Annotated in this window: 23 protein-coding genes; 16 read left to right on the forward strand and 7 right to left on the reverse strand. The window is 31.2% G+C overall.

The window, feature by feature from the left end; translation table 11 throughout:
* Positions 1–70: 70 nt before the first annotated feature.
* The 6 genes from FNL83_RS04300 (at position 71) to FNL83_RS04330 (ending at position 6,854) form a co-directional block, all read left to right on the forward strand.
* Positions 71–1,123 (forward strand): YeeE/YedE family protein, encoded by a 1,053-nt coding sequence (locus FNL83_RS04300; protein WP_001829995.1) that lies wholly within the window; start codon positions 71–73, stop codon positions 1,121–1,123.
* Between the two features lie 51 nt (positions 1,124–1,174).
* On the forward strand, positions 1,175–1,399 hold the full coding sequence (locus tag FNL83_RS04305; RefSeq protein WP_001830019.1) for a sulfurtransferase TusA family protein: 225 nt from the start codon (positions 1,175–1,177) through the stop codon (positions 1,397–1,399).
* 418 nt (positions 1,400–1,817) lie between these two features.
* Entirely contained in the window at positions 1,818–3,068 is a 1,251-nt protein-coding gene (locus FNL83_RS04310; RefSeq protein ID WP_001830014.1) for an ammonium transporter, read from the forward strand.
* Positions 3,069–3,202: 134 nt separating this feature from the next.
* Positions 3,203–4,156, forward strand: a complete 954-nt coding sequence (locus FNL83_RS04315; RefSeq protein WP_001830022.1) for a LacI family DNA-binding transcriptional regulator — start codon at positions 3,203–3,205, stop codon at positions 4,154–4,156.
* Positions 4,157–4,415: 259 nt separating this feature from the next.
* Positions 4,416–5,888: a sucrose-6-phosphate hydrolase gene (locus FNL83_RS04325; RefSeq protein ID WP_001830011.1), complete on the forward strand. Its 1,473-nt coding sequence runs from the start codon at positions 4,416–4,418 to the stop codon at positions 5,886–5,888.
* A gap of 6 nt (positions 5,889–5,894) precedes the next feature.
* Entirely contained in the window at positions 5,895–6,854 is a 960-nt protein-coding gene (locus FNL83_RS04330; protein WP_002485130.1) for a carbohydrate kinase family protein, read from the forward strand.
* A gap of 67 nt (positions 6,855–6,921) precedes the next feature.
* Here FNL83_RS04330 and agrA read toward each other — a convergent pair whose 3' ends face one another.
* Genes agrA through FNL83_RS04350 form a run of 4 tightly spaced genes read right to left on the reverse strand, consistent with a single transcriptional unit; the run spans position 6,922 to position 9,679 of the window.
* Positions 6,922–7,638, reverse strand: a complete 717-nt coding sequence (agrA, locus tag FNL83_RS04335) for a quorum-sensing response regulator AgrA (protein WP_001829999.1) — start codon at positions 7,636–7,638, stop codon at positions 6,922–6,924.
* 16 nt (positions 7,639–7,654) lie between these two features.
* Positions 7,655–8,944 carry a quorum-sensing sensor histidine kinase AgrC gene (gene agrC / locus FNL83_RS04340; protein WP_010959211.1) on the reverse strand — a complete coding sequence of 430 codons (1,290 nt, stop codon included), beginning with the start codon at positions 8,942–8,944 and terminating at the stop codon, positions 7,655–7,657.
* A 26-nt stretch (positions 8,945–8,970) separates the two neighbouring features.
* Positions 8,971–9,111 (reverse strand): cyclic lactone autoinducer peptide AgrD, encoded by a 141-nt coding sequence (agrD, locus tag FNL83_RS04345; protein ID WP_001830021.1) that lies wholly within the window; start codon positions 9,109–9,111, stop codon positions 8,971–8,973.
* The gene (locus FNL83_RS04350; RefSeq protein ID WP_001830005.1) at positions 9,095–9,679 is read right to left on the reverse strand and encodes an accessory gene regulator AgrB; all 585 of its coding nucleotides are present in this window, start codon (positions 9,677–9,679) and stop codon (positions 9,095–9,097) included. Before FNL83_RS04350 ends, agrD begins: the two co-directional genes overlap by 17 nt.
* A gap of 316 nt (positions 9,680–9,995) precedes the next feature.
* Between FNL83_RS04350 and hld the strand changes: the two genes are divergently transcribed.
* A complete protein-coding gene (gene hld, locus FNL83_RS04355; RefSeq protein WP_002494082.1) occupies positions 9,996–10,073 on the forward strand; it encodes a delta-hemolysin in 78 nt (25 codons plus the stop codon).
* 380 nt (positions 10,074–10,453) lie between these two features.
* On the opposite strand, the gene FNL83_RS04360 is transcribed toward hld, so the two are convergent.
* Positions 10,454–11,239 carry a carbon-nitrogen family hydrolase gene (locus FNL83_RS04360; RefSeq protein WP_002469371.1) on the reverse strand — a complete coding sequence of 262 codons (786 nt, stop codon included), beginning with the start codon at positions 11,237–11,239 and terminating at the stop codon, positions 10,454–10,456.
* Positions 11,240–11,590: 351 nt separating this feature from the next.
* Here FNL83_RS04360 and sdrH point away from each other — a divergent pair, with 351 nt between their 5' ends.
* Entirely contained in the window at positions 11,591–12,892 is a 1,302-nt protein-coding gene (gene sdrH, locus FNL83_RS12310; protein WP_049387514.1) for an MSCRAMM-like protein SdrH, read from the forward strand.
* Positions 12,893–12,951: 59 nt separating this feature from the next.
* On the opposite strand, the gene mroQ is transcribed toward sdrH, so the two are convergent.
* Entirely contained in the window at positions 12,952–13,692 is a 741-nt protein-coding gene (mroQ, locus tag FNL83_RS04370) for an intramembrane glutamic endopeptidase MroQ (RefSeq protein ID WP_002457068.1), read from the reverse strand.
* A gap of 174 nt (positions 13,693–13,866) precedes the next feature.
* Here mroQ and groES point away from each other — a divergent pair, with 174 nt between their 5' ends.
* The 3 genes from groES (at position 13,867) to FNL83_RS04385 (ending at position 17,218) form a co-directional block, all read left to right on the forward strand.
* Positions 13,867–14,151, forward strand: a complete 285-nt coding sequence (gene groES / locus FNL83_RS04375) for a co-chaperone GroES (protein WP_001830378.1) — start codon at positions 13,867–13,869, stop codon at positions 14,149–14,151.
* Between the two features lie 55 nt (positions 14,152–14,206).
* Entirely contained in the window at positions 14,207–15,826 is a 1,620-nt protein-coding gene (groL, locus tag FNL83_RS04380) for a chaperonin GroEL (protein ID WP_001830447.1), read from the forward strand.
* Between the two features lie 417 nt (positions 15,827–16,243).
* On the forward strand, positions 16,244–17,218 hold the full coding sequence (locus FNL83_RS04385) for an LPXTG cell wall anchor domain-containing protein (RefSeq protein WP_002489907.1): 975 nt from the start codon (positions 16,244–16,246) through the stop codon (positions 17,216–17,218).
* 436 nt (positions 17,219–17,654) lie between these two features.
* On the opposite strand, the gene FNL83_RS04390 is transcribed toward FNL83_RS04385, so the two are convergent.
* Entirely contained in the window at positions 17,655–18,941 is a 1,287-nt protein-coding gene (locus tag FNL83_RS04390) for an aminotransferase class I/II-fold pyridoxal phosphate-dependent enzyme (RefSeq protein ID WP_002498971.1), read from the reverse strand.
* A 193-nt stretch (positions 18,942–19,134) separates the two neighbouring features.
* Between FNL83_RS04390 and FNL83_RS12205 the strand changes: the two genes are divergently transcribed.
* From FNL83_RS12205 to pmtB, 5 genes are all read left to right on the forward strand, one after another.
* Complete coding sequence (locus FNL83_RS12205) at positions 19,135–19,230, forward strand: Trp-rich small protein (protein ID WP_002440392.1); 96 nt, start codon at positions 19,135–19,137, stop codon at positions 19,228–19,230.
* A 186-nt stretch (positions 19,231–19,416) separates the two neighbouring features.
* A complete protein-coding gene (locus tag FNL83_RS04395; RefSeq protein WP_001832481.1) occupies positions 19,417–19,587 on the forward strand; it encodes an SE1626 family protein in 171 nt (56 codons plus the stop codon).
* Between the two features lie 316 nt (positions 19,588–19,903).
* Entirely contained in the window at positions 19,904–20,281 is a 378-nt protein-coding gene (gene pmtR, locus FNL83_RS04400; protein ID WP_002469536.1) for a PSM export ABC transporter transcriptional regulator PmtR, read from the forward strand.
* Entirely contained in the window at positions 20,281–21,195 is a 915-nt protein-coding gene (gene pmtA, locus FNL83_RS04405) for a phenol-soluble modulin export ABC transporter ATP-binding protein PmtA (RefSeq protein WP_002457072.1), read from the forward strand. Before pmtR ends, pmtA begins: the two co-directional genes overlap by 1 nt.
* Complete coding sequence (gene pmtB / locus FNL83_RS04410; RefSeq protein WP_002457073.1) at positions 21,176–21,835, forward strand: phenol-soluble modulin export ABC transporter permease subunit PmtB; 660 nt, start codon at positions 21,176–21,178, stop codon at positions 21,833–21,835. Before pmtA ends, pmtB begins: the two co-directional genes overlap by 20 nt.
* Positions 21,836–21,852 lie beyond the last annotated feature (17 nt).

The raw sequence follows: 21,852 nt of genomic DNA on the forward strand, positions 1-21,852 counted from the left end.
ATTAAGAATTTGCAAAATATAGTCCTTTCTACTATAATACCTTAGTATTTATATCGGAAAAGGTGATAAAATGGTGTGGACAATTATAAGCGGATTAGTCGTTGGCATATTGCTAGGATTTGTAATGCAGAGAACAAGATTTTGTTTAGCTGGTGGATTTAGAGATATGTACGTTCAAAAGAGTAACAAAATGTTTTATGCATTGCTTATTGCTATTACAGTCCAAAGTATTGGTTTACTTATTCTAAAGAACTTAAATATTATAGAGGTTCCAGCAGAAACATTTCCAGTTATAGGAACTATTTTGGGATCCTTCGTTTTTGGAATAGGGATAGTATTAGCTGGAGGATGCGCGACAGGAACTTGGTATAGGGCTGGTGAAGGGTTAATTGGAAGTTGGGTGGCATTAATATTTTATGCATTGACTTCAGCCGTAACTAAAACTGGGGTACTTCTTCCAATAATGAATCAAATAAATAAACCGACGCAAGTCAGCACAAGTATGACGAGTACAACAGGTATACCACAATGGATTCTCGTCATGTTATTAACTGTAATTACAATATTTTTAGTTGTGAAAACAATTCGAAAACCTAAAATAATGGTGCCCCAACTTAAACAAAAATATAGTGGTATTAGACATTACCTATTTGAAAAAAGATATCATCCATTTGTTGCTGGCATTGCAATAGGTTTTATTGCTCTACTTGCTTGGCCTATGAGTGAATCTACTGGGAGAATGGGTGGCTTAGGTATAACAACACCATCTGCAAATCTTGTAAATTATCTTATTTCAGGAGATTTAAAATTTATTGATTGGGGTGTGCTTTTGGTACTAGGTATATTCATAGGTTCTTATATAGCTGCAAAAGGGTCTAAAGAGTTTAGATGGAGATTGCCAGATATTAAGACAATTCGCAATAGTGCGCTTGGTGGTATATTTATGGGATTTGGTGCTTCAGTTGCAGGTGGTTGCTCTATCGGTAATGGTTTAGTTGAGACAGCTACAATGAGTTGGCAAGGATGGATTGCTTTAGCCTCTATGATTATTGGTGTTTGGTTTATGAGTTATTTTATTTTTGTAAAACCTATGAAAAAGTTACAACAAGTATCTCAAAGCTAAGATTGGTTATTCTAATGTGACATTAGATAAAGTGAATGAGGAGGTATATCAATGGTATACGAATTAGGAACAGTAGGGATGGTTTGTCCATTTCCTTTAATAGAAGCACAAAAGAAAATGAATGAATTAAATCAAGGGGATGAATTGAAAATCGATTTCGATTGCACCCAGGCTACGGAAGCATTACCTAATTGGGCTGCAGAAAATGGATATCCAGTTACAAACTATGAGCAACTTGATGATGCATCATGGACGATTACTATTCAAAAGGCATAAAAATTTATAGTTATAAAGTTGATAAACAGATTTTTTGAGGATAGGAAATTAAGCAAATTTAATTATAGATGTGATTGACGAGAAAAAAGTTAAATTAAGTAGCTATTAGCTATATCGTTGAAAGAAAGAGCTAAACTTGAAGACTGTTTTTAATTTAATGAAATTCGTTAGTAGAATTATGATAGCCTGAGACAACAATCATTGTCCCAGGCTTATTTATTATTGTAATGAGATAACTAAATCAAGATTATCTTTTTATTATACTCATTACTAACATAGTGTAACGAAAATAATATGTTTTTAGTACAACGCTTATATATACAATGTAACTTAAAGTGACATTCTGTGTAACATGACCTTACCTAATTTTGCTTTTAAAAAAACACTCATTATGATGTTTTTAAAGGAAGTGGTAAGTATGAATATGAATGATACAATATTTCTATTTTTATGTACTCTATTAGTATGGTTAATGACACCAGGTTTGAGCCTTTTTTATGGGGGACTCGTACAATCAAAAAATGCTTTAAATACTGTAATGCAAAGTATGGTTGCCATTGTCATTGTCACATTTATATGGATAATGATTGGTTTCTCTTTAAGTTTTGATGGAGGTAATCAATGGATAGGTGGTTTGAAATTTTTGGGTCTTCATCATGTTGGTTTTGAAACTTCAAAAACTTTGAGTCCTCATATACCTCTCTCATTATTTATGTTGTTTCAAATGATGTTTTGTACAATTGCGGTATCTATTTTATCAGGTTCGATAGCCGAGAAAATGAGATTCATTCCTTATCTGATTTTTGTGAGTTTATGGGTTCTATTAATTTATAGCCCTGTTGCCCACTGGGTATGGGGTGGTGGTTGGATTAGTAAAATTGGAGCAATAGATTATGCGGGTGGAACAGTAGTTCATATAACATCAGGTGTATCTGGTTTGGTTCTTGGGATAATGATAGGTATAGGTAAAAAGAAAGAAAAACATACTCCCCATAATCTATTAATTACACTTATAGGTGGTATATTAGTATGGTTAGGATGGTATGGATTTAATGTGGGCAGTGCATTTACATTCGATCACATAGCCATGATATCGTTTGTAAATACAGTTATTGGTGCAAGTGCAGGTGCTTTCGGTTGGTTAATCTTTGAATATATCTTGAAAAAGACTACAAGTTTACTAGGTCTTTTATCTGGAGCGCTCTCTGGTCTTGTCGCTATTACACCAGCAGCAGGATACGTCAGCTATATGAGTGCCATGATTATTGCAATAATGGGTGGCATAGGTTGCTATATCGTTATAAATTTAATTAAAGTAAAACTCCAATATAATGATGCACTAGATGCATTTGGTATTCATGGTGTAGGTGGTATCTTAGGAGCTGTGTTTACAGGAGTTTTTCAATCACATCAAATTAATAGTGCGGTGGAGAATGGTTTTATCTATACAGGTGATTTTAAAATAGTAGTGATTCAACTTGGAGCGGCAATTGCGACTGTCGTTTTTAGCGCAATAGTCACTTTTTTGATTGCTAGATTTATTAAAATTTTTACTCCTTTAGCTACAACTCAAGAAGAAGATAAAACAGGACTCGATGTTATAGTACACGGTGAGAAAGCGTATTTCTATGGAGAGCTAAATAAGTTTAATCGTCATATTAAGTTTTAAAATTATATAAATGACAATCACCTAACACGTCAATTTATTTAATCGTATTCTAAACAATAATTTCAACTATTTAAAGCGTTGGTTCATATGGTAAAATAAAAAGGAACGATTGATGACGTGATAGGTGATTTTTTATGAAAAATATATCAGATATAGCAAAATTAGCTGGAGTATCGAAAAGTACTGTTTCACGCTTTTTAAATAATGGATCTGTGAGTCCAGCAACGAAAGAAAAAATAACTAAAATAATAGAAGAAAATAATTATCAGCCAAATCAATTTGCACAAAGCTTAAGAGCTCGACGTACCAATTTGATTGGAGCAATTATTCCGCGTATGAATTCATACGCTGTTGACGAAACGATTAAGGGTTTGGTACACCAATGTAATCAACATCGATATCAGTTATTATTAAATTACACAGGATTAAAAATAGATGGTGAAATTTCGGCACTAAAAACATTATCACGTAGTAAAGTTGATGGAATCGTGCTAATGGCAACACATATTACTGAAGCGCATATTGAAGTCATTGAGAAAATTGATGTTCCTGTCATTATAGTAGGACAAGAACACGACCGATTATATAGTATATATCACGATGATTATGAAGCTGGATATAAAATTGGAGTACTCATTGGTGAAAAAGGTTGTCGAAATGTACATTTCTTTGGCGTTAGTGAAGAAGATATTGCAGTTGGTATTCAACGTAAGCTGGGAGTTATTCAAGCGCTGAAGGACTATCACATAAGTCCGAAAATTTATGAAACAACATTTAAGCATGAACAAGCTTTTAAAGATGTAAGTCAGCAACTTGAAAGAGTACATGATGCTGATGCGATAGTTGGAGCAACTGATACCATTGCTTTTGCAATCCATAAATATTGCTCTGATCATCAACAAAGGTTTTACAATTGTTCAATATATGGATTTGGTGGAGACCCTATGACTCAAATAGTATCACCTGTCATTCAAACGGTTAGCTATAATTACTTTGAAGCAGGAAAGCAAGCATTAAAAGAAATTAACCAACTATTAAAAGGTGAACAAACAACATTAAAAATAAAAATTCCTATCAAATTGAATTAACATGCATAGAAATCTTGTTTTAGTTAAAATGGAACCGATACCACATATAATGATAATTGCTAATCAAATTGGTATAATTATTGAGAAAGCATAGTTGAATGAAATAATTAATTAAATATTGACAGGTATCAATTGGATATTAATAAGCATGAATTTAAACATGTCAAAAAGTGACATTATTAACATATTTCTCTAAATCAATATGTTAAAATAATAGAGTTATTAATATATAAATAGTTGTAGTAGGAGGTAGAACATAGTGGAGTGGACTCGTGAAGAGAGATACCAACGTATTGAGGATGTTGATGAAACATATCTTGAGCAACTGAAACACCAAGTGGATACATCTTTATATAGACAAACATTTCATATCCAACCTGAAATGGGTTTATTGAATGATCCAAACGGACTCATTTATTATGAAGGATACTACTATATTTCACATCAATGGTTTCCGTTAGGTGCTGTGCACGGTTTAAAATATTGGTTTAATTATAAAAGCAAAGATTTATTACATTTTGAACCTCAAGGAACACTTCTTAAACCTGATACTAAGTATGATAGTCATGGCGTATACAGTGGAAGTGCTTTTGAATATCAAAATCATCTTTATTATATGTATACAGGCAATCATCGTGACCAACATTGGAATAGAATTTCCAGTCAAATGATTGCCAGAATGAACAAAGACGGAAAAATAGAGAAGTTTCCTAAACCTGTGATTCATGGACAACCTGAAGGGTATACAAGTCATTTCAGGGATCCAAAGGTATTTGAAAAAAATAGTCAACTGTACGCTATTCTAGGTGCTCAAAATGAAAATGAGATGGGGCGTTTACTTTTATATCGTAGTCAAGATGTTGTTGATTGGCATTTTGAAGGTGAAATTAAAACTAATCTGACACAATTTGGTTATATGTGGGAGTGTCCTGATTATTTTAGACTAGGCAATAAAGATGTCATACTCATGTGTCCACAAGGCGTTGAAGCTGAAGGAGATAAATATAGAAATATCTATCAATCAGGGTATATGATAGGAGATTTAAACTTTAATAATCTATTTTTCGACCATGAAAGTTTTCAAGAATTGGATAATGGTTTTGATTTCTACGCGCCACAAACGTTTGTTGATGCAGACGGGCAACGCATTTTAATTGGATGGATGGGACTACCAGATACAGAGTATCCTACAGATAAAGAGGGGTGGGCACATTGCCTTACTATTCCTCGAGTACTTACCATTGAAAATGGAAAACTTAAGCAGCGACCTTTTAAGCAGTTAGAAGATTTAAGAACTAATAAAGAAACAGCTTTGGGATATGCTAATAAATTTAAACGTAAATTACATCCATATGAAGGTAAGCAGTATGAGATGATTATAGATATATTAGAAAATGATGCTTCAGAAATATATTTTGAATTGCGTAGCTCTCGATCTGAATCTACACTGATTACTTATAATAAACACGAAAATAAACTCACTTTAGATCGTACCGATAGTGGGACACTACCATCAAATGTCGATGGAACAACGCGTTCTACCATTTTAGATTCACCATTAAAACAGTTACAAATTTTTGTGGATACATCTAGTATCGAAATATTCTGTAATGATGGTGAGCGTGTTTTAACCTCACGTATTTTCCCAAATGAGGATGCTACAGGTATAAAAGCTTCGACTGAATCTGGTCAAGTATATTTAAAATTCACTAAATATGAATTAAAAGGGTGATTTATAATGAGACGTCTATTTGCTATTGGAGAGGCATTAATTGATTTCATACCAAATGTAACGCATTCAAAATTAAAAGATGTTGAACAATTTAGTCGACAAGTTGGTGGCGCACCGTGTAACGTAGCGGCTACAGTAAGTAAATTAGGTGGAAAATCAGAAATGATAACACAACTAGGAAATGACGCGTTTGGTGATATCATTGTAGAAACAATTGAACAACTTGGCGTAGGTACGCAATATATTAAGCGAACTAATAAAGCAAATACTGCATTGGCATTTGTCAGCCTTCAAGATGATGGTCAAAGAGATTTCTCATTTTATCGTAAACCTTCTGCAGATATGTTATATCAACCTGAAAATATTGATGATATTCAAGTATTCCAAGACGATATTTTACATTTTTGTTCTGTAGATTTAATAGAGAGTGACATGAAATATGCCCATGAGAAAATGATTGAAAAATTCGAGTCAGTAGATGGTACTATTGTTTTTGACCCTAATGTACGCTTACCTTTATGGGAAGATAAACTCGAATGTCAACGTACAATAAATGCGTTCATACCTAAAGCACATATTGTTAAAATATCTGATGAAGAATTATTATTTATTACTGGTAAGAGGAATGAAGATGAAGCGATTCAATCTTTATTTAGAGGTCGAGTTAATGTAGTGATTTATACACAAGGAGCGCAAGGTGCAACTATTTATACCAAAGATGATTATCGTATTCATCATGAGGGGTATCAAGTACAAGCAATTGATACAACTGGTGCTGGTGACGCATTTATAGGTGCTATTATTTATTGCATACTCGAGTCTCGGTATTCTGAATGTAAAGATTTATTTAAGGAAAAGGGCAAGGATATACTAGCGTTTAGTAATCGTGTCGCAGCACTTACAACAACGAAACATGGTGCTATTGAAAGTTTGCCAACAAAAGAAGATATAAAAGACTATAATTGATTTAAAATATAAGAAATAAGTAAAACACCCATCTTTACAATTTCATATCGTAAAGATGGGTGTTTCATTATATTTTTTTAACATTACGTACTGAAGCGAAACAATTTTCGCCATTCTTAAAGTAAACAATACGTTCTTTTGAGTCAATAGATTCAATATTATGCCTGTTTATTACAAAACTGTTATGACATCTAAAGAAACGTTCATCAAGCTGTGCTAATTCCTTTAAATTTCCATAAAATTCAATTTGTCGATTATCAAGATGTGCAATGAGTCTATGAGATTTCGTAGATGATTCAAAAAACATAATATCATCATATTGAACGTATACTGAATTACTTCCCCGCTTTAACTCAATCGTATCTACATTACTTTCTTTTGATAATAATTTGAGTCGTGTATGTGCTGTTTCAAGACAATCTATGATTCTCATTTTTAATTCAGATGGATCATCTTTAAAAATAAAATCCATAGCAGCCACTTTATAAACAAACGTCAAATAAGTCAGCTCACTGTGACTGGTTACAAATATAATATTACCAACAGGATCATGTTTACGAATTTCACTGGCTAATTTAATACCGTTCATATCAGCTTCTAATTGAATATCAAGGAAGTAACAACCAATGTCATTAAGTTCTTTTGATTGCTCTAAGACCTCATAAGGATCATTTGTTGCTAAAGCTAACTCCATTGGCTTTTCTTCAATCATTATGTAGTTTTTAATGATTGATACCATATGTTCTCTTTGTCTTTGGTCATCTTCACAAACAAAAATTTTCATTTAATTCTACACATCCTTATGATTCCTTATTATTTATTTCTACTTTTTGTACAAAGTAACCATTTTCGATGACAGTATCTAATAAAACATTCTCGTTTGAGTCTGTCAGTTCTTTTAAAGTTGATAAACCTAAACCGCGATTATCACCTTTAGTAGAAAAACCTTGTTCAAACAACTCATGAATTTTAGGGATATCATTACTACATTTATTCATAACGATAAAAGTGACAGATTCCTCATTATCGATGAATGCGATATTGATGAGTGGTTCCTCAAGATTTTCTGAAGCTTCAATAGCATTATCAACTATAATACCGATAATACGACTAAGCTCAACAGTATTCATATCGATACGATCAATTTCATCAGGAACCTCAATACTAATTGGAATACGTTTTTCTTGAGCTTGAATAATTTTAGTAGTAATCAGCCCTTTAATTTCTCTCACTTTCAACTTTTCAATACCATTCATTTTAATAGAGCGAGTTTTTAATTTATCTTTCATTGGAACGATATTTTCATTAAAATATTTACGTAATCCAGGCATATCATCTTCTCTAATGTAATCTGAAAGAGTGGTGAGGATATTCACATAATCATGTCGGAACTTACGCATTTCATTGTTAATGCTTTCTATACGTAACGTGTACTCATAATATGCTTCGATTTCTTTTACATTACGTTTATACCTCATTTCACGGAGTGTAAAATTGGACATCACTAATATCACTACACTTAAAAAAACCATAATACCCAACAATAAGATGGCATATAATTTAAGGGTATCATTTCCTCGCATATCAGTTTGTGACACCATATAAAGTAAAATAAATGATATGAAAAGTACTATTGTTATTATCAATAAGTATCTTTTATTGAGTGACAAGTAGGATACTTTTAATTTATTGAACAATAGTTGAGTTAAATAAGCAATAATTAGAGTTATGATTACAAAAGAGGTAAAATGTATTAACTGTAAAGCAAATTTAAACGGAATATAATCTTTTATAGTCAAATGTATGTATACAGTTATGAAATTAGTTATATATAAGATCATAGTGGTGAATAATACAACTAATATTGAATAAAGCTTTATTTTTGTATAAAAGAAAATGGTGATTATTATAACCAAAACTATTAATGCTTTACTTTGCCAAAAGTAATACATTATTGCAGAAGGGATTACAATCGTAAAAACGATTATGTAATCCCTAAAATTAAATTTCATATTAATGATAACTTTAGTAACCCAAATCATTAAAAAGATTTGTAGGCCTGCAAACGGAAATAGATTAATATCATCCATATCTTACACACTTTCTAGGGTTATATTTACTCGTATAGTTTAGTCAGTTCTTCTGGTACTTCTGGTTCGTCAAAGTAAGAGGCACATACACTATCTCCTGCTACAGTACCAATAAATTCCAAGATTGTAGTGAAAAATTTTATAAATAAATTAAAAATGTTTTCCATGATTAATATCCTCCTTAGGGAAAAAGATGGGTAGTAATGTTAAAGATTCTAAAATTACACCGAATAAAATAAGTTTATTTACCGGTTCTTTAGTTACTAATGAAATAACTACGATAGTACAATATAAAAATATGGAGAGTATTTTTTTTCGCTTTACAAGACGTCTAGGTATAGGTTGTTTCTTAGTTGCTGCAGGTGCGTATAAAATGGTAATAATTAATCCGACTAATGCCATAGATAAAAGAACAAAATAGTTAATATCTAACTTTATTATTAAGTATGGAAAGATAATAAAGAAAATTATGTTCTGAATATGACATAACAATGACGAATTTGCATGCGTACCGTGTGCATGTCTCCTAATTAAAAAATAACTTAAATGAGTTAAAAGTGTGTAAAAGAAAGTATGAAAGATTATTGCTAGCCCATACACAACTATAGACTTTTCAATATTTATCGCTAGTACCTGCATCCCTAAACGAATTTTTAGAAACTGTATGTGATCTAAGTTATTTTTACGTTGTAAATATTGAGCAAATTGCTCAATTTTTTTATCGATGATTTTCACTTGTTTACTACTCTCCTCAAGTGTCATTATACAATTTTGCGCAACATTTTTTAGAAAGCATGCCTAACTGTTAAAAAAATATACCTAAGTGTTTTAATTAAGTACTATTAGATATTTTACCATATTTAGTTTTACAGTTGAGTACTAAATATTGCTATTTACGAAATTTTAATCTTTAAATGGAAAAATCATGTTTTAATAGACTCATATCACAGAGATGTGATTGAAAGATAGTTGAAAAATTTGCTTAATCTAGTCGAGTGAATGTTAAATTCATTCGTATCCATTACCTTAATTCGAAAGGAGTGAAGTTATAATGGCAGCAGATATCATTTCTACAATCGGTGATTTAGTAAAATGGATTATCGATACAGTTAATAAATTCAAAAAATAATTTTTGAATGAGTCTATTGTAACTTTTGTAACTTTGTTTTCTTCGTATAATTAATATTATTAGTGAGTTGTTGAGCCATCCCAACTTAATAATTTACTAATATAAACTAAGCAAGTGAGAAGCATTTGCTAGTAGCTGTAGTTTCCTTGGACTCAGTGTTACGTATTATTCTTAGCTACCTTAAATAGGTAATTATTTCTAGCATGTAAGCTATCGTAAACAACATTCAATTTATCATGTTAAATAGATAAATTCACTAAAATTTTTTCATAATTAATAACATCCCCAAAAAATAGATTGAAAAAATAACTGTAAAAACATTCCCTTAATAATAAGTTATCAAGCCGTGAGTCTCTCCCAAGCTCACGGCTTTAACTATGCTATTTATAAAGATGTGGTTTTAGATTTCTGAAAACTGGAATATATTCTCTTTGTTGATCTACTAAGTCTACATCGATATGTGTTGTTAGTACTCCTTCTTTATCATCTAAATGGTCTAAAATTTCACCATTAGGATTAATGACAATTGAATTTCCAGCATAATTGGTGTGACCATCATCACCACAACTATTACAAGCTACAATAAAAATATCATTTTCGATTGCTCTCGCTTTTAGTAATGATAACCAATGATCTAGTCTTGAGCTAGGCCACTGCGCTACATAAAAAGCAATTTTAGCACCTTTTCTAGCTGGATAGCGCAATATCTCTGGAAATCGCAAGTCATAACAAATGATTTGCGTCACAAGTGTTTGATCAGATAAATAAAAAGGTTCAGGGACTACATTTCCACCACATAAAAAGTCTGGCTCACGTAACATTGGCACGAGATGTACTTTGTCATATTCATTAATCAATTCTTTGTTTTTATTAATTGCAAAAGCAGTATTATATATATGGTTTTCTCTTATATTTGACACTGAACCTGCAATGATATCTACATTAAATGTATGTGCTAAGTCTTTTATAAAGAGAGAGCTGTCTTTAAGATTTTTATCAGCTTTTTGTTCTAATTCTTCTAATGCATAACCGTTATTCCACATTTCTGGAAGCACGACGACACTGGTATCTTTATCTAAGTATTGATTAAACTTAGTTTTGATATTTTGCATATTTTTATCAACATTTCCACGTTCTACATTGAATTGAAGTATTTGGATTTTCAATATATTCACCCGCCTATCGTTTTAGTTATAAGATACTAAAATTGCCAGTTAAAGGCAAAATTTCATTTAAAATATCTAAAATTTAATCATGTTAATCTATACATACAACTATATTGAACTAACATAAATTTTGAAATTTTGTTAGGCTTAGGGTAAAGCTTTAGCTTACATTTAATTATCAAGTAATAATTAAAATAAAAATATTCTTGAATTCTGTTGTTTACAAATAGTTACTTTTACGTTTCAACTTTATTAATATTAATTTTCAATAATCATATTTAAATGCAAAATGCTTAGTTTTTTTATATACTTGAACTAACAAAAGATTGTAATGGGGAGGTGGTTGAATTTATGAAAAAGTTTAACATTAAACATTCATTTATGCTTACGGGCTTTGCTTTCATGGTAACTACATCATTATTCAGTCACCAAGCACATGCTGAAGGTAATCATCCTATTGACATTAATTTTTCTAAAGATCAAATTGATAGAAATACAGCTAAGAGCAATATTATCAATCGAGTGAATGACACTAGTCGCACAGGAATTAGTATGAATTCGGATAATGATTTAGATACAGATATCGTTTCAAATAGTGACTCAGAAAATGACACATATTTAGATAGTGATTCAGATTCAGACAGTGACTCAGATTCAGATAGTGACTCAGATTCAGATAGTGACTCAGATTCAGATAGTGACTCAGATTCAGACAGTGATTCAGACTCAGATAGTGACTCAGATTCAGACAGTGATTCAGATTCAGATAGTGATTCAGACTCAGATAGTGACTCAGATTCAGATAGTGATTCAGACTCTGGTACAAGTTCAGGTAAGGGTTCACATACCGGAAAAAAACCTGGTAACCCTAAAGGAAATACAAATAGACCTTCTCAAAGACATACGAATCAACCCCAAAGGCCTAAATACAATCAAACAAATCAAAACAATATAAACAATATAAACCATAATATTAATCATACACGTACTAGTGGAGATGGTGCGCCTTTTAAACGTCAACAAAATATTATTAATTCTAATTCAGGTCATAGAAATCAAAATAATATAAATCAATTTATATGGAACAAAAATGGCTTTTTTAAATCTCAAAATAATACCGAACATAGAATGAATAGTAGCGATAATACCAATTCATTAATTAGCAGATTCAGACAATTAGCCACGGGTGCTTATAAGTACAATCCGTTTTTGATTAATCAAGTAAAAAATTTGAATCAATTAGATGGAAAGGTGACAGATAGTGACATTTATAGCTTGTTTAGAAAGCAATCATTTAGAGGAAATGAATATTTAAATTCATTACAAAAAGGGACAAGCTATTTCAGATTTCAATATTTTAATCCACTTAATTCTAGTAAATACTATGAAAATTTAGATGATCAGGTTTTAGCTTTAATTACAGGAGAAATCGGCTCAATGCCAGAACTTAAAAAACCTACGGATAAAGAAGATAAAAATCATAGCGCCTTCAAAAACCATAGTGCAGATGAGATAACAACAAATAATGATGGACACTCCAAAGATTATGATAAGAAAAAGAAAATACATCGAAGTCTTTTATCGTTAAGTATTGCAATAATTGGAATTTTTCTAGGAGTCACTGGACTATATATCTTTAGAAGAAAAAAGTAATAAAATAAGCATCTCGCCATGTATGATAATTAATTTATACATGATGAGATGCTTTTATTTTAAAATATAAGATGGAATATAAATGTTGCTTGTTCTTGCAATTTTTTAATAGAATCTCCACCCACAACTTGAGTTAATACAACCGAACCATTCATAAGCATGTGTATGCCTATAGGTACAGCAATTCGTTTTGTGTAAACATAAGCAAGTGAGAAAATGACTCCCATTCCAAAATATACCGGTATAAATTTGAAGTCATTATGTGCTAAAGCGAATATTAGAGAACTTACTATAGAAGCAATGATAAAGCTTACCACACGTGATCCCTTTATAAAGTTATACAATTCTCCGAAGATAACTTTACGAAAAACGTATTCCTCTAAAATGGGACCTACTATGGATATTAAAACGATAAATATCGGCATTTGCTTAGCAATAGCCATTAACCTTTCAGTGTTTGGACTTCTTTGCGGACTGCCATTGATGGCAAATAAAATTATACTGATGATGACTTGGTAAATCATCACAATACAAAATCCTAATAGAACCCAGGCGAAAATATATCTTTTAGGTTCCTTATGTCCTTGTTCTAATTGAGTAGGATTTTTAATGGTTGCTTGCATGAAAATGATTAACAATGCAGCGATGATAAAGATAGATACTTGCATGATAATCATTGTTTGGGCAGTTTGCATTTTAGACATATCTCCAAGTAAATGGTTACCTAAAACCAACCCAGGTAGTATTTGAGCTAAACCGTAGAATAGAACGGTTAATAGGGATACCCATAACCTTTTCATAATTTCCCTCCATCTATATATGTATATTATATATTTTATCGTAAATAAAGGTTAAGTACAAAATTAATAATCCTTTTGGCTTGATATATTGACCAATTTTGATTAATATTAAAATCAGATTAGCACTCTATATATCAAAGTGCTAAATCACATGTAAATGAAGGAGGAACAATCATGCTTAAACCATTAGGAAATCGTGTGATTATTGAGAAGAAAGAGCAAGAACAAACAACTAAAAGTGGCATCGTTTTAACAGATAGCGCTAAAGAAAAATCAAATGAAGGTGTGATCATTGCAGTTGGACAAGGTCGTTTATTAGACAATGGCACACAAGTTGCTCCTCAAGTCAGTGAAGGTGACACAATCGTCTTCCAACAATATGCAGGTACTGAAGTAAAACGTGGCGACAAAACATATTTAATTTTAAATGAAGAAGATATATTAGCTATTATAGAATAAAGAGCGAATTTTAAATATTAATTAAATGATTTAATAAGTGGAGGTTGTTTAGACTATGGCAAAAGATCTTAAATTCTCTGAAGATGCGCGTCAAGCAATGTTACGTGGTGTTGATAAATTAGCAAACGCTGTAAAGGTTACAATTGGACCTAAAGGGCGAAATGTGGTTCTAGATAAGGATTACACAACACCTTTAATTACCAACGATGGTGTAACAATTGCTAAGGAAATAGAGTTAGAAGATCCATATGAGAATATGGGTGCAAAATTAGTGCAGGAAGTTGCGAATAAAACAAATGAAATCGCTGGGGACGGTACAACTACAGCAACAGTTTTAGCACAATCAATGATTCAGGAAGGTCTTAAGAATGTTACAAGTGGTGCAAATCCTGTAGGCTTAAGACAAGGTATTGACAAAGCAGTGCAAGTGGCTATAGAAGCGCTTCATGAGATTTCTCAAAAGGTTGAAAATAAGAACGAGATAGCGCAAGTTGGAGCTATTTCAGCAGCAGATGAAGAAATCGGTCGCTACATTTCTGAAGCAATGGATAAAGTAGGTAACGATGGCGTTATCACTATTGAAGAATCAAATGGGTTTAATACAGAATTAGAAGTAGTTGAAGGAATGCAATTTGATCGCGGTTATCAATCACCATATATGGTAACTGACTCAGATAAAATGATAGCTGAATTAGAACGTCCATATATATTAGTAACGGATAAGAAAATTTCATCATTCCAAGATATTCTTCCATTATTAGAACAAGTTGTGCAGGCTAGTCGACCAATTTTAATTGTTGCGGATGAAGTAGAAGGCGATGCACTTACTAATATTGTTTTAAACCGTATGCGTGGAACATTTACTGCTGTAGCAGTTAAAGCCCCAGGATTTGGTGATCGACGTAAAGCAATGTTAGAAGACCTAGCAATATTAACTGGTGCTCAAGTCATTACTGATGATTTAGGTTTAGAACTTAAAGATGCATCTCTTGATATGCTAGGTACTGCTAATAAAGTTGAAGTGACTAAAGATCATACAACAGTCGTAGATGGTAATGGTGATGAAAATAATATTGATGCTCGTGTAGGTCAAATTAAAGCACAAATTGAAGAAACTGATTCAGAGTTTGATAAAGAAAAATTACAGGAACGTTTGGCAAAACTAGCTGGCGGCGTAGCTGTTATCAAAGTAGGGGCTGCAAGTGAAACAGAGCTTAAAGAACGTAAATTAAGAATTGAAGACGCATTAAATTCAACACGTGCGGCGGTGGAAGAAGGTATCGTTGCTGGTGGTGGTACTGCGTTAGTCAATATATATCAAAAAGTAAGTGAAATTAAAGCAGAAGGTGATGTTGAAACGGGTGTTAATATCGTATTAAAAGCATTACAAGCACCTGTTAGACAAATTGCTGAAAATGCAGGATTAGAGGGTTCAATTATTGTTGAACGTTTAAAACATGCTGAAGCGGGCGTTGGTTTCAATGCAGCAACAAATGAATGGGTTAATATGTTAGAAGAAGGTATAGTAGATCCAACTAAAGTAACTCGTTCAGCGTTACAACATGCAGCAAGTGTAGCTGCTATGTTCTTAACAACTGAAGCAGTCGTTGCTAGTATTCCAGAGCCAGAAAATAATGAACAACCTGGAATGGGTGGCATGCCAGGTATGATGTAAATATTTTATTGATTTTAGACATCAATATAAGTATTTAATTTAAATTACTATCAAGCCTCTCAAAAGTTGAATAGACTTTTGAGAAGCTTTTTTAGGTATGGGTTAAAATATTCGTAATTAAAAAATCATCAGATAAATCACTATATAGTAAAGTTATAATGTTTAGTCAGTAAAACTCTAAGAAATCAACGATTTTAATGCAGTTATAAAAGTGTTATTTCAATGTTGAAAGTAATAAAAAGTCTTTAGTATTATTAGGGGAAATTAAATTGTGAAAAATTAAAATACATGATATATTATAAATTAAATAACGTATTGTGTATATTTTATCGATTATGCTCACACTGTAAATCAGTATCATAAGCATTTGATATCGAAGTTTAATTTAAATCAAAAAATTAGGAGGCACATACAACTATGAAAGACAACAAACCTAATAATTCGAAATTAATTCAAACATATTTAAGTAAGAAAACTTTAAGATATGGTACAGCAAGTGCATTAACATTGGCACTCTATTTATTTAACAGTAACGTAACTGTGTATGCGGATGAAAATACTGCAAACCAAAATCAAGGAACATCACCAAAAACTTCACAGACAGCACCTACAAATAATACTGAAAATACAGATGCCACAGCCATAACAACAGATCAAAATAATAATGATGAAGAAGAATACGATGCGTCATATGAACTTCCAATTCTTTATGTAACTGTCTGGCTAGATGATCAAGGAAATATTATTAAAGATGCTGTGGAAGATGCTAAAACCCCTGCTTCAGAAAGGCAACCGGTGAAAATTCCTGGGTACCAACATTATAGAACTTCTGTGAGTGACGGAATTACTAAGTTTATTTATCGTAAAATTAGCACTGCACAATCACCTATAGTTGAAAATAATCAACAAGATAATAATACAAATAAAGTTGTTGAAACAACCAATCAAAATAAAGATGAAGTGAATGGAAAAGAACAAAATCAAGCAAATACTTCAGTAACAAATACACAAATTACCAAAAACGAGAAAGACGAAGACACAAAAACACTAAAGAAAGATAAAGACGAGAAAGAATCTAAAGACACAAAAACACCAAAGAAAGACAAAGAAAAGAAAGACAAAGAAAAGAAAGACATAAAAACTCCGAAGAAAGATAGAGAAGAGAAAAAACCAGTAATACCAAAAAGCGGCAAAGACGAGAAAGACACAAAAATAACTAAGAAAGACAAAGAAGACGAAATTACAACAACTTCCAAGAAAGATAATAACAATGATGTACAAGATAAATTACCGGAAACAGGTAAAACAAACGATATTCAAAATCCTGCTTTAATAATGTTACTTGCTGGTTTAGGTTTATTAGGATTATTTAGAAATAAAATAAGAGAATAGTTAGTCATAGAGTGTGGATGTACAATCCACACTTTTTCTATATTAAAAACTTAAAGAATAGGGTGGCGAGTGTAGTTATTTGATAAATAATCATTGTAGAAAAATCACAGATACTCAACTTCGAGATAATGGAGATAGAAATCAAAAGTCAAAAACTAATGTACTGAGTATCAATTTATTCGTTTTAGCTTTTGTACTTAAATCACACAAAAAGAAAACAATAAATTATTAAAGTGTCGACTAACGAAATTGTGAATATTCTTAAAAATTATATCCGAAGAAAATAATAATTAATATTTTTTTGTACATATAATGTCATATCAAATTAAATTAAATTAAAAGGTTTTATCACATAGTTTTCAAGAGCATAAAAATCAAGATAAGAATAGAACTAGGATTATGAATGCTCTCTATTCATAATCCCAGCCCCTTAAACTTATTTAATATCATCAATTGCATTAGCAATAGACTCAAAGACATAAGGAATATCTTCTTTTTCTACACAACTAAAGGCAATACGAATATCTGTACTATTTAAAGCAATAATACCAATTGAATAGTTATTAATTAAATGTTTACGTAATTCTTCTGGATCGACTTGATTTAATTTCAATGACATAAAGTATCCTGAATTAAAGTCATAGGCTTGCCAATATTTGGCATATTTATTATCATACACTACTTGTTTAGTTACTTCGTAGCGTTCTTTTAAAATATTGATATTTTGATCGATTTCTTTATCAAATTGCTCATGATATTTAAGTACATGTTTGATTGCACTTTGAGAAGGTAGTGGAGAACTTGAAATATTGCTACGAATTAATCCTTTTACTTTAGCTTCTAGCGCATTTTTTAACGTTTCATGATCAATTCCAAACGTCATAAAGCCAACTCGGAACCCCCAAGAGAAGAATTCTTTAGTAGCTCCATCCAAACGCACTGGTAAAAGGTTAGAAGATTTCACCTGTGTTAAAGCCGTGAAAATTGACTGTTGGTAAACTTCTTCATAAAATAACCCATAGTATGCATCATCGACAACAGTTACTACTTTAGTACCTTTATTAGCTAGTTCTTCAATTGCATTTACAATAGTATTAACTTCTTTTTTATTTGGTGTGTAACCAGTTGGGTTATTAGGATAATTTAAAATAATAATCACTTTGTCTTTTTTATATTCTTTTAATGTTTTTACAAGTTCAGATGTAGTGAAGTGACCTGAGTCATCAAAAATAGAATACGTATTGATATGAGCACCGTGACGTGTGCTAAATACAAGTTTATAATTACCCCAGTTGTGTGTCGGTAATAAGACGGTATCATCTGTATCTACAAATAAATCAGCTACTAGAGAAAGACCGTGCGTGAGAGCATTTGTAACGATGGGACGAGAGATAGATTTAGACTTTAAGTCGGGATTTTCTTTAAGCATTTTTTTCTGCCATAAATCACGTAATTCCTCTACACCTTGAGGAGGTGCATATGGGAAAATTTCATCCGGTGTAAGGTCATTAAACATTTGGTTAAGTGAATTTGCGTACATTTTACCTTCTTTTTTGGTTGCCATACCAATAGTAGCATTATATGTTGTGCGTTTTGCTTCGGCAGATTGCGATAAAATTCCTTTTGGATAAAACATATCTTTACCTAATTGTGACATCATATCTAATACTTCTGGACTTGATTGCTTTATTTCATCATTCAATTTTTGGGCTAATGGATTCATCATTGTCTTAACCTCTTTTCAATAATGTGTTTATATATATATTATCTTGTATTGCTTTAAAGATAAAGGGTTGTACTAAAGATATAAATTAAAAATTATCTATCAAAAACAGAACATACGTTCTGTTTTTATGTTAAACTATTGATAGGTCATCATATTATATGACACTCATCTTTTTGGGAGGTGTAGTATAATGACGTGGTGGCAAGATGGAATCATTACATTAATTACCGGTGGCATACTCATTGTCTTTCGTATTTGGTTGGAAATAAAATGGAAAGGCAAATAGATGACCAAAAAACCCCAAGTCTGCTGGTACCAGACTTGGGGTTGTGTAGTATAATACGTGGATACAATTAAATTGTAACATTGTACTAAATAGACCGCAAACAATATTATATAAAGTGATGCTATTGAGTGTGGTTCATAGTTTTGTTTTAATTTGATATACTTTTATATTACTGAGGTGAAATAAATGAAACACTTGACTAAAATATTTGTTGGATTAGCTATTGTACTATTTATAGTAGGGTATTATTTACAAGCGACAGATCACGATTCACAAGGTATAAAATTATTGTTAGCAGCAATTATGTTTATGATTTGTGCTTTTATTAATAGACATAATGAGCGTAAAAAAAAATAGATACATTCATATGATAAAACTTCAAACATTATTTTAAGTTTTAAGTATATTAAATCAAACAGATGAAGTTTGTTTTGCTATTTTAACAGTAATTTTAAAAGAATTTTAGTAATTGCTTTACGAAATTTGGTGAAATATTTAATTTTAGGGTGAAATGTAGAATTCAAATGAATTCAGTTTCATCCTTTTTGTATATAGATGATATATACAGTATATTCCTGATGAAATAGAGATTTCTACTAATTTTTCGAAATCACTTTACAAAAGTGTGTATATTGTATATATTATGTATATACAGAAGAAAAGGGGGACATCAATGAAAATAATTTTGAAGAACAATAGTGAAAGTCCTATATATGAACAGATTAAGCAACAAATTAAAGAAAATGTTTTGAAAGGTCATGTTTCCCCTGGTGAACATCTTCCATCAATGCGTGAGTTAGCTAAAGATTTAAAAGTGAGTTTAATAACGACAAAACGAGCATATGAAGATTTGGAAAAAGATGGATTTGTAACAACTATTAGAGGTAAAGGAACCTTTGTAAAGGAACAAGATAATTCTATTCTAAAGGAAAAGCAATTTTTTGTTATTGAAAATTTAGCTCACTCTATGTCAAAAGAAGCCAAAACAATTGGAATGCCTTTAGAGGAATTAATAGAAATATTGACTATGATTTATGAGGAGGACGACTAATGAACGCGATAGAACTTAAAGATGTTAATTATCGATCTAACGCATTTCAATTGCAAGATGTCTCCTTCAATGTTCCTAAAGGATATGTTACAGGTTTTATAGGTGGAAATGGTGCGGGGAAAACTACAATAATACGATTAATTATGGATTTAATTCAATCTGAAAGTGGTACAATCTCTGTTTTTGAGAAAGATATAAAAATTCATCCTCGTGAAATAAAAAATAAAATTGGATTTGTGTATTCTGAGATTTATTTTAATCAAAAATGGACAGTAAAAAAATTAGAAAATATCATTGCCCCTTTTTATGATCGTTGGGATCATGAAATATTTATAAAGTATTTAAAAATTTTTCAGCTGCCATATAAAAATAAAATAAAAACTTTCTCAACCGGTATGAAAATGAAACTATCGTTAGCAATTGCATTCAGTCATCATGCAGAATTATTTATCTTAGATGAACCAACTTCAGGGTTAGACCCATTAATAAGAAATGAATTACTTGAAATTATTCAACAAGAATTGATAGATGAAAATAAAACAGTTTTCTTTTCAACACATATTATTTCTGATTTGGAAAAAATTGCAGATTATATCGTTTTTCTCAGTGAGGGTGAAATCATATTCAATGAGTCTAGGGATAAACTATCGCAAAAATACAAAATTGTTAGTGGTTCTAATGAAGACTTAGATGAAGAGTTGGACGAACTTTTGATTTACAAAGAAAGTAAGCAAACAGGCTATATTGGTTTAACAGAATATTATCAAACATTTAATGAATTGTTTGGTAGTGGTGTTGAAATAAAAGATGCATCTATAGAACAATTGATGATTTATTTAGAAAAAAGTAAACATAAACGAAATACAAATTCAAAATACAAAGTGAGATTTAACTATGAAGCAATTAATGATTAGAAACTTAAAATTACGTAGTTGGACACTAATTATTTACGCATTATTGCTTTTATTCTTTCCCATTTATCATTTGTTAAATAAAGATACACCACTATATTCAATTATCTCAGGACCAATCGGATTAATACTGACGATGATATGTTTGATAGATATAGGTCATTTATTCAGAGTTAATCGTAGATTAGGTGGTTCATCTTCATATTATTTCTTTTATAGTTTGCCTGTATCACAGAGAGATTTGCTTAACGCTAATTACATGACATGCATTTTATTAACTTTTATAGGTGCGCTTATCATTAGTTTATATGGATACAACACAAGCACAATAAAAACAGATTCGATTTATTTTTCGACGACTTTTTCATTCATAGTAGGGAATTTCTTTTCTATACCTATAGCGTTTAGTAAGAGTACTGAACGTAAAGATCGAGATATTCCATATATAGCTTATATTGTAGGAATTATGGTGGTTCTGCCATTTACTTTATCGGTCATTTTTATCTTAATCAATTATCTTACACACAATGATAGCCATATCCCAATGATATACTCATATTTCTTAAATTATGGTCTATTAGTTGTAAGTAGCATTTTCTTAGTCATTAATTATTTGATTCAAATTAAAAAAATAAAGTATTAACATTTTTAAGGAGGTCT

Source organism: Staphylococcus epidermidis (genome assembly GCF_006742205.1).
In the GTDB taxonomy this organism is placed as follows: Bacteria; Bacillota; Bacilli; order Staphylococcales; family Staphylococcaceae; genus Staphylococcus; species Staphylococcus epidermidis.

Bases quoted from the DNA above. Each gene is read 5' to 3' on its own strand.
- FNL83_RS04300 (WP_001829995.1), top strand. From the start codon at position 71: ATGGTGTGGACAATTATAAGCGGATTAGTCGTTGGCATATTGCTAGGA.
- FNL83_RS04305 (WP_001830019.1), top strand. From the start codon at position 1,175: ATGGTATACGAATTAGGAACAGTAGGGATGGTTTGTCCATTTCCTTTA.
- FNL83_RS04310 (WP_001830014.1), top strand. From the start codon at position 1,818: ATGAATATGAATGATACAATATTTCTATTTTTATGTACTCTATTAGTA.
- FNL83_RS04315 (WP_001830022.1), top strand. From the start codon at position 3,203: ATGAAAAATATATCAGATATAGCAAAATTAGCTGGAGTATCGAAAAGT.
- FNL83_RS04330 (WP_002485130.1), top strand. From the start codon at position 5,895: ATGAGACGTCTATTTGCTATTGGAGAGGCATTAATTGATTTCATACCA.
- agrA (WP_001829999.1), bottom strand. From the start codon at position 7,638: ATGAAAATTTTTGTTTGTGAAGATGACCAAAGACAAAGAGAACATATG.
- agrC (WP_010959211.1), bottom strand. From the start codon at position 8,944: ATGGATGATATTAATCTATTTCCGTTTGCAGGCCTACAAATCTTTTTA.
- agrD (WP_001830021.1), bottom strand. From the start codon at position 9,111: ATGGAAAACATTTTTAATTTATTTATAAAATTTTTCACTACAATCTTG.
- hld (WP_002494082.1), top strand. From the start codon at position 9,996: ATGGCAGCAGATATCATTTCTACAATCGGTGATTTAGTAAAATGGATT.
- sdrH (WP_049387514.1), top strand. From the start codon at position 11,591: ATGAAAAAGTTTAACATTAAACATTCATTTATGCTTACGGGCTTTGCT.
- mroQ (WP_002457068.1), bottom strand. From the start codon at position 13,692: ATGAAAAGGTTATGGGTATCCCTATTAACCGTTCTATTCTACGGTTTA.
- groES (WP_001830378.1), top strand. From the start codon at position 13,867: ATGCTTAAACCATTAGGAAATCGTGTGATTATTGAGAAGAAAGAGCAA.
- groL (WP_001830447.1), top strand. From the start codon at position 14,207: ATGGCAAAAGATCTTAAATTCTCTGAAGATGCGCGTCAAGCAATGTTA.
- FNL83_RS04385 (WP_002489907.1), top strand. From the start codon at position 16,244: ATGAAAGACAACAAACCTAATAATTCGAAATTAATTCAAACATATTTA.
- FNL83_RS04390 (WP_002498971.1), bottom strand. From the start codon at position 18,941: ATGAATCCATTAGCCCAAAAATTGAATGATGAAATAAAGCAATCAAGT.
- FNL83_RS12205 (WP_002440392.1), top strand. From the start codon at position 19,135: ATGACGTGGTGGCAAGATGGAATCATTACATTAATTACCGGTGGCATA.
- FNL83_RS04395 (WP_001832481.1), top strand. From the start codon at position 19,417: ATGAAACACTTGACTAAAATATTTGTTGGATTAGCTATTGTACTATTT.
- pmtR (WP_002469536.1), top strand. From the start codon at position 19,904: ATGAAAATAATTTTGAAGAACAATAGTGAAAGTCCTATATATGAACAG.
- pmtA (WP_002457072.1), top strand. From the start codon at position 20,281: ATGAACGCGATAGAACTTAAAGATGTTAATTATCGATCTAACGCATTT.
- pmtB (WP_002457073.1), top strand. From the start codon at position 21,176: ATGAAGCAATTAATGATTAGAAACTTAAAATTACGTAGTTGGACACTA.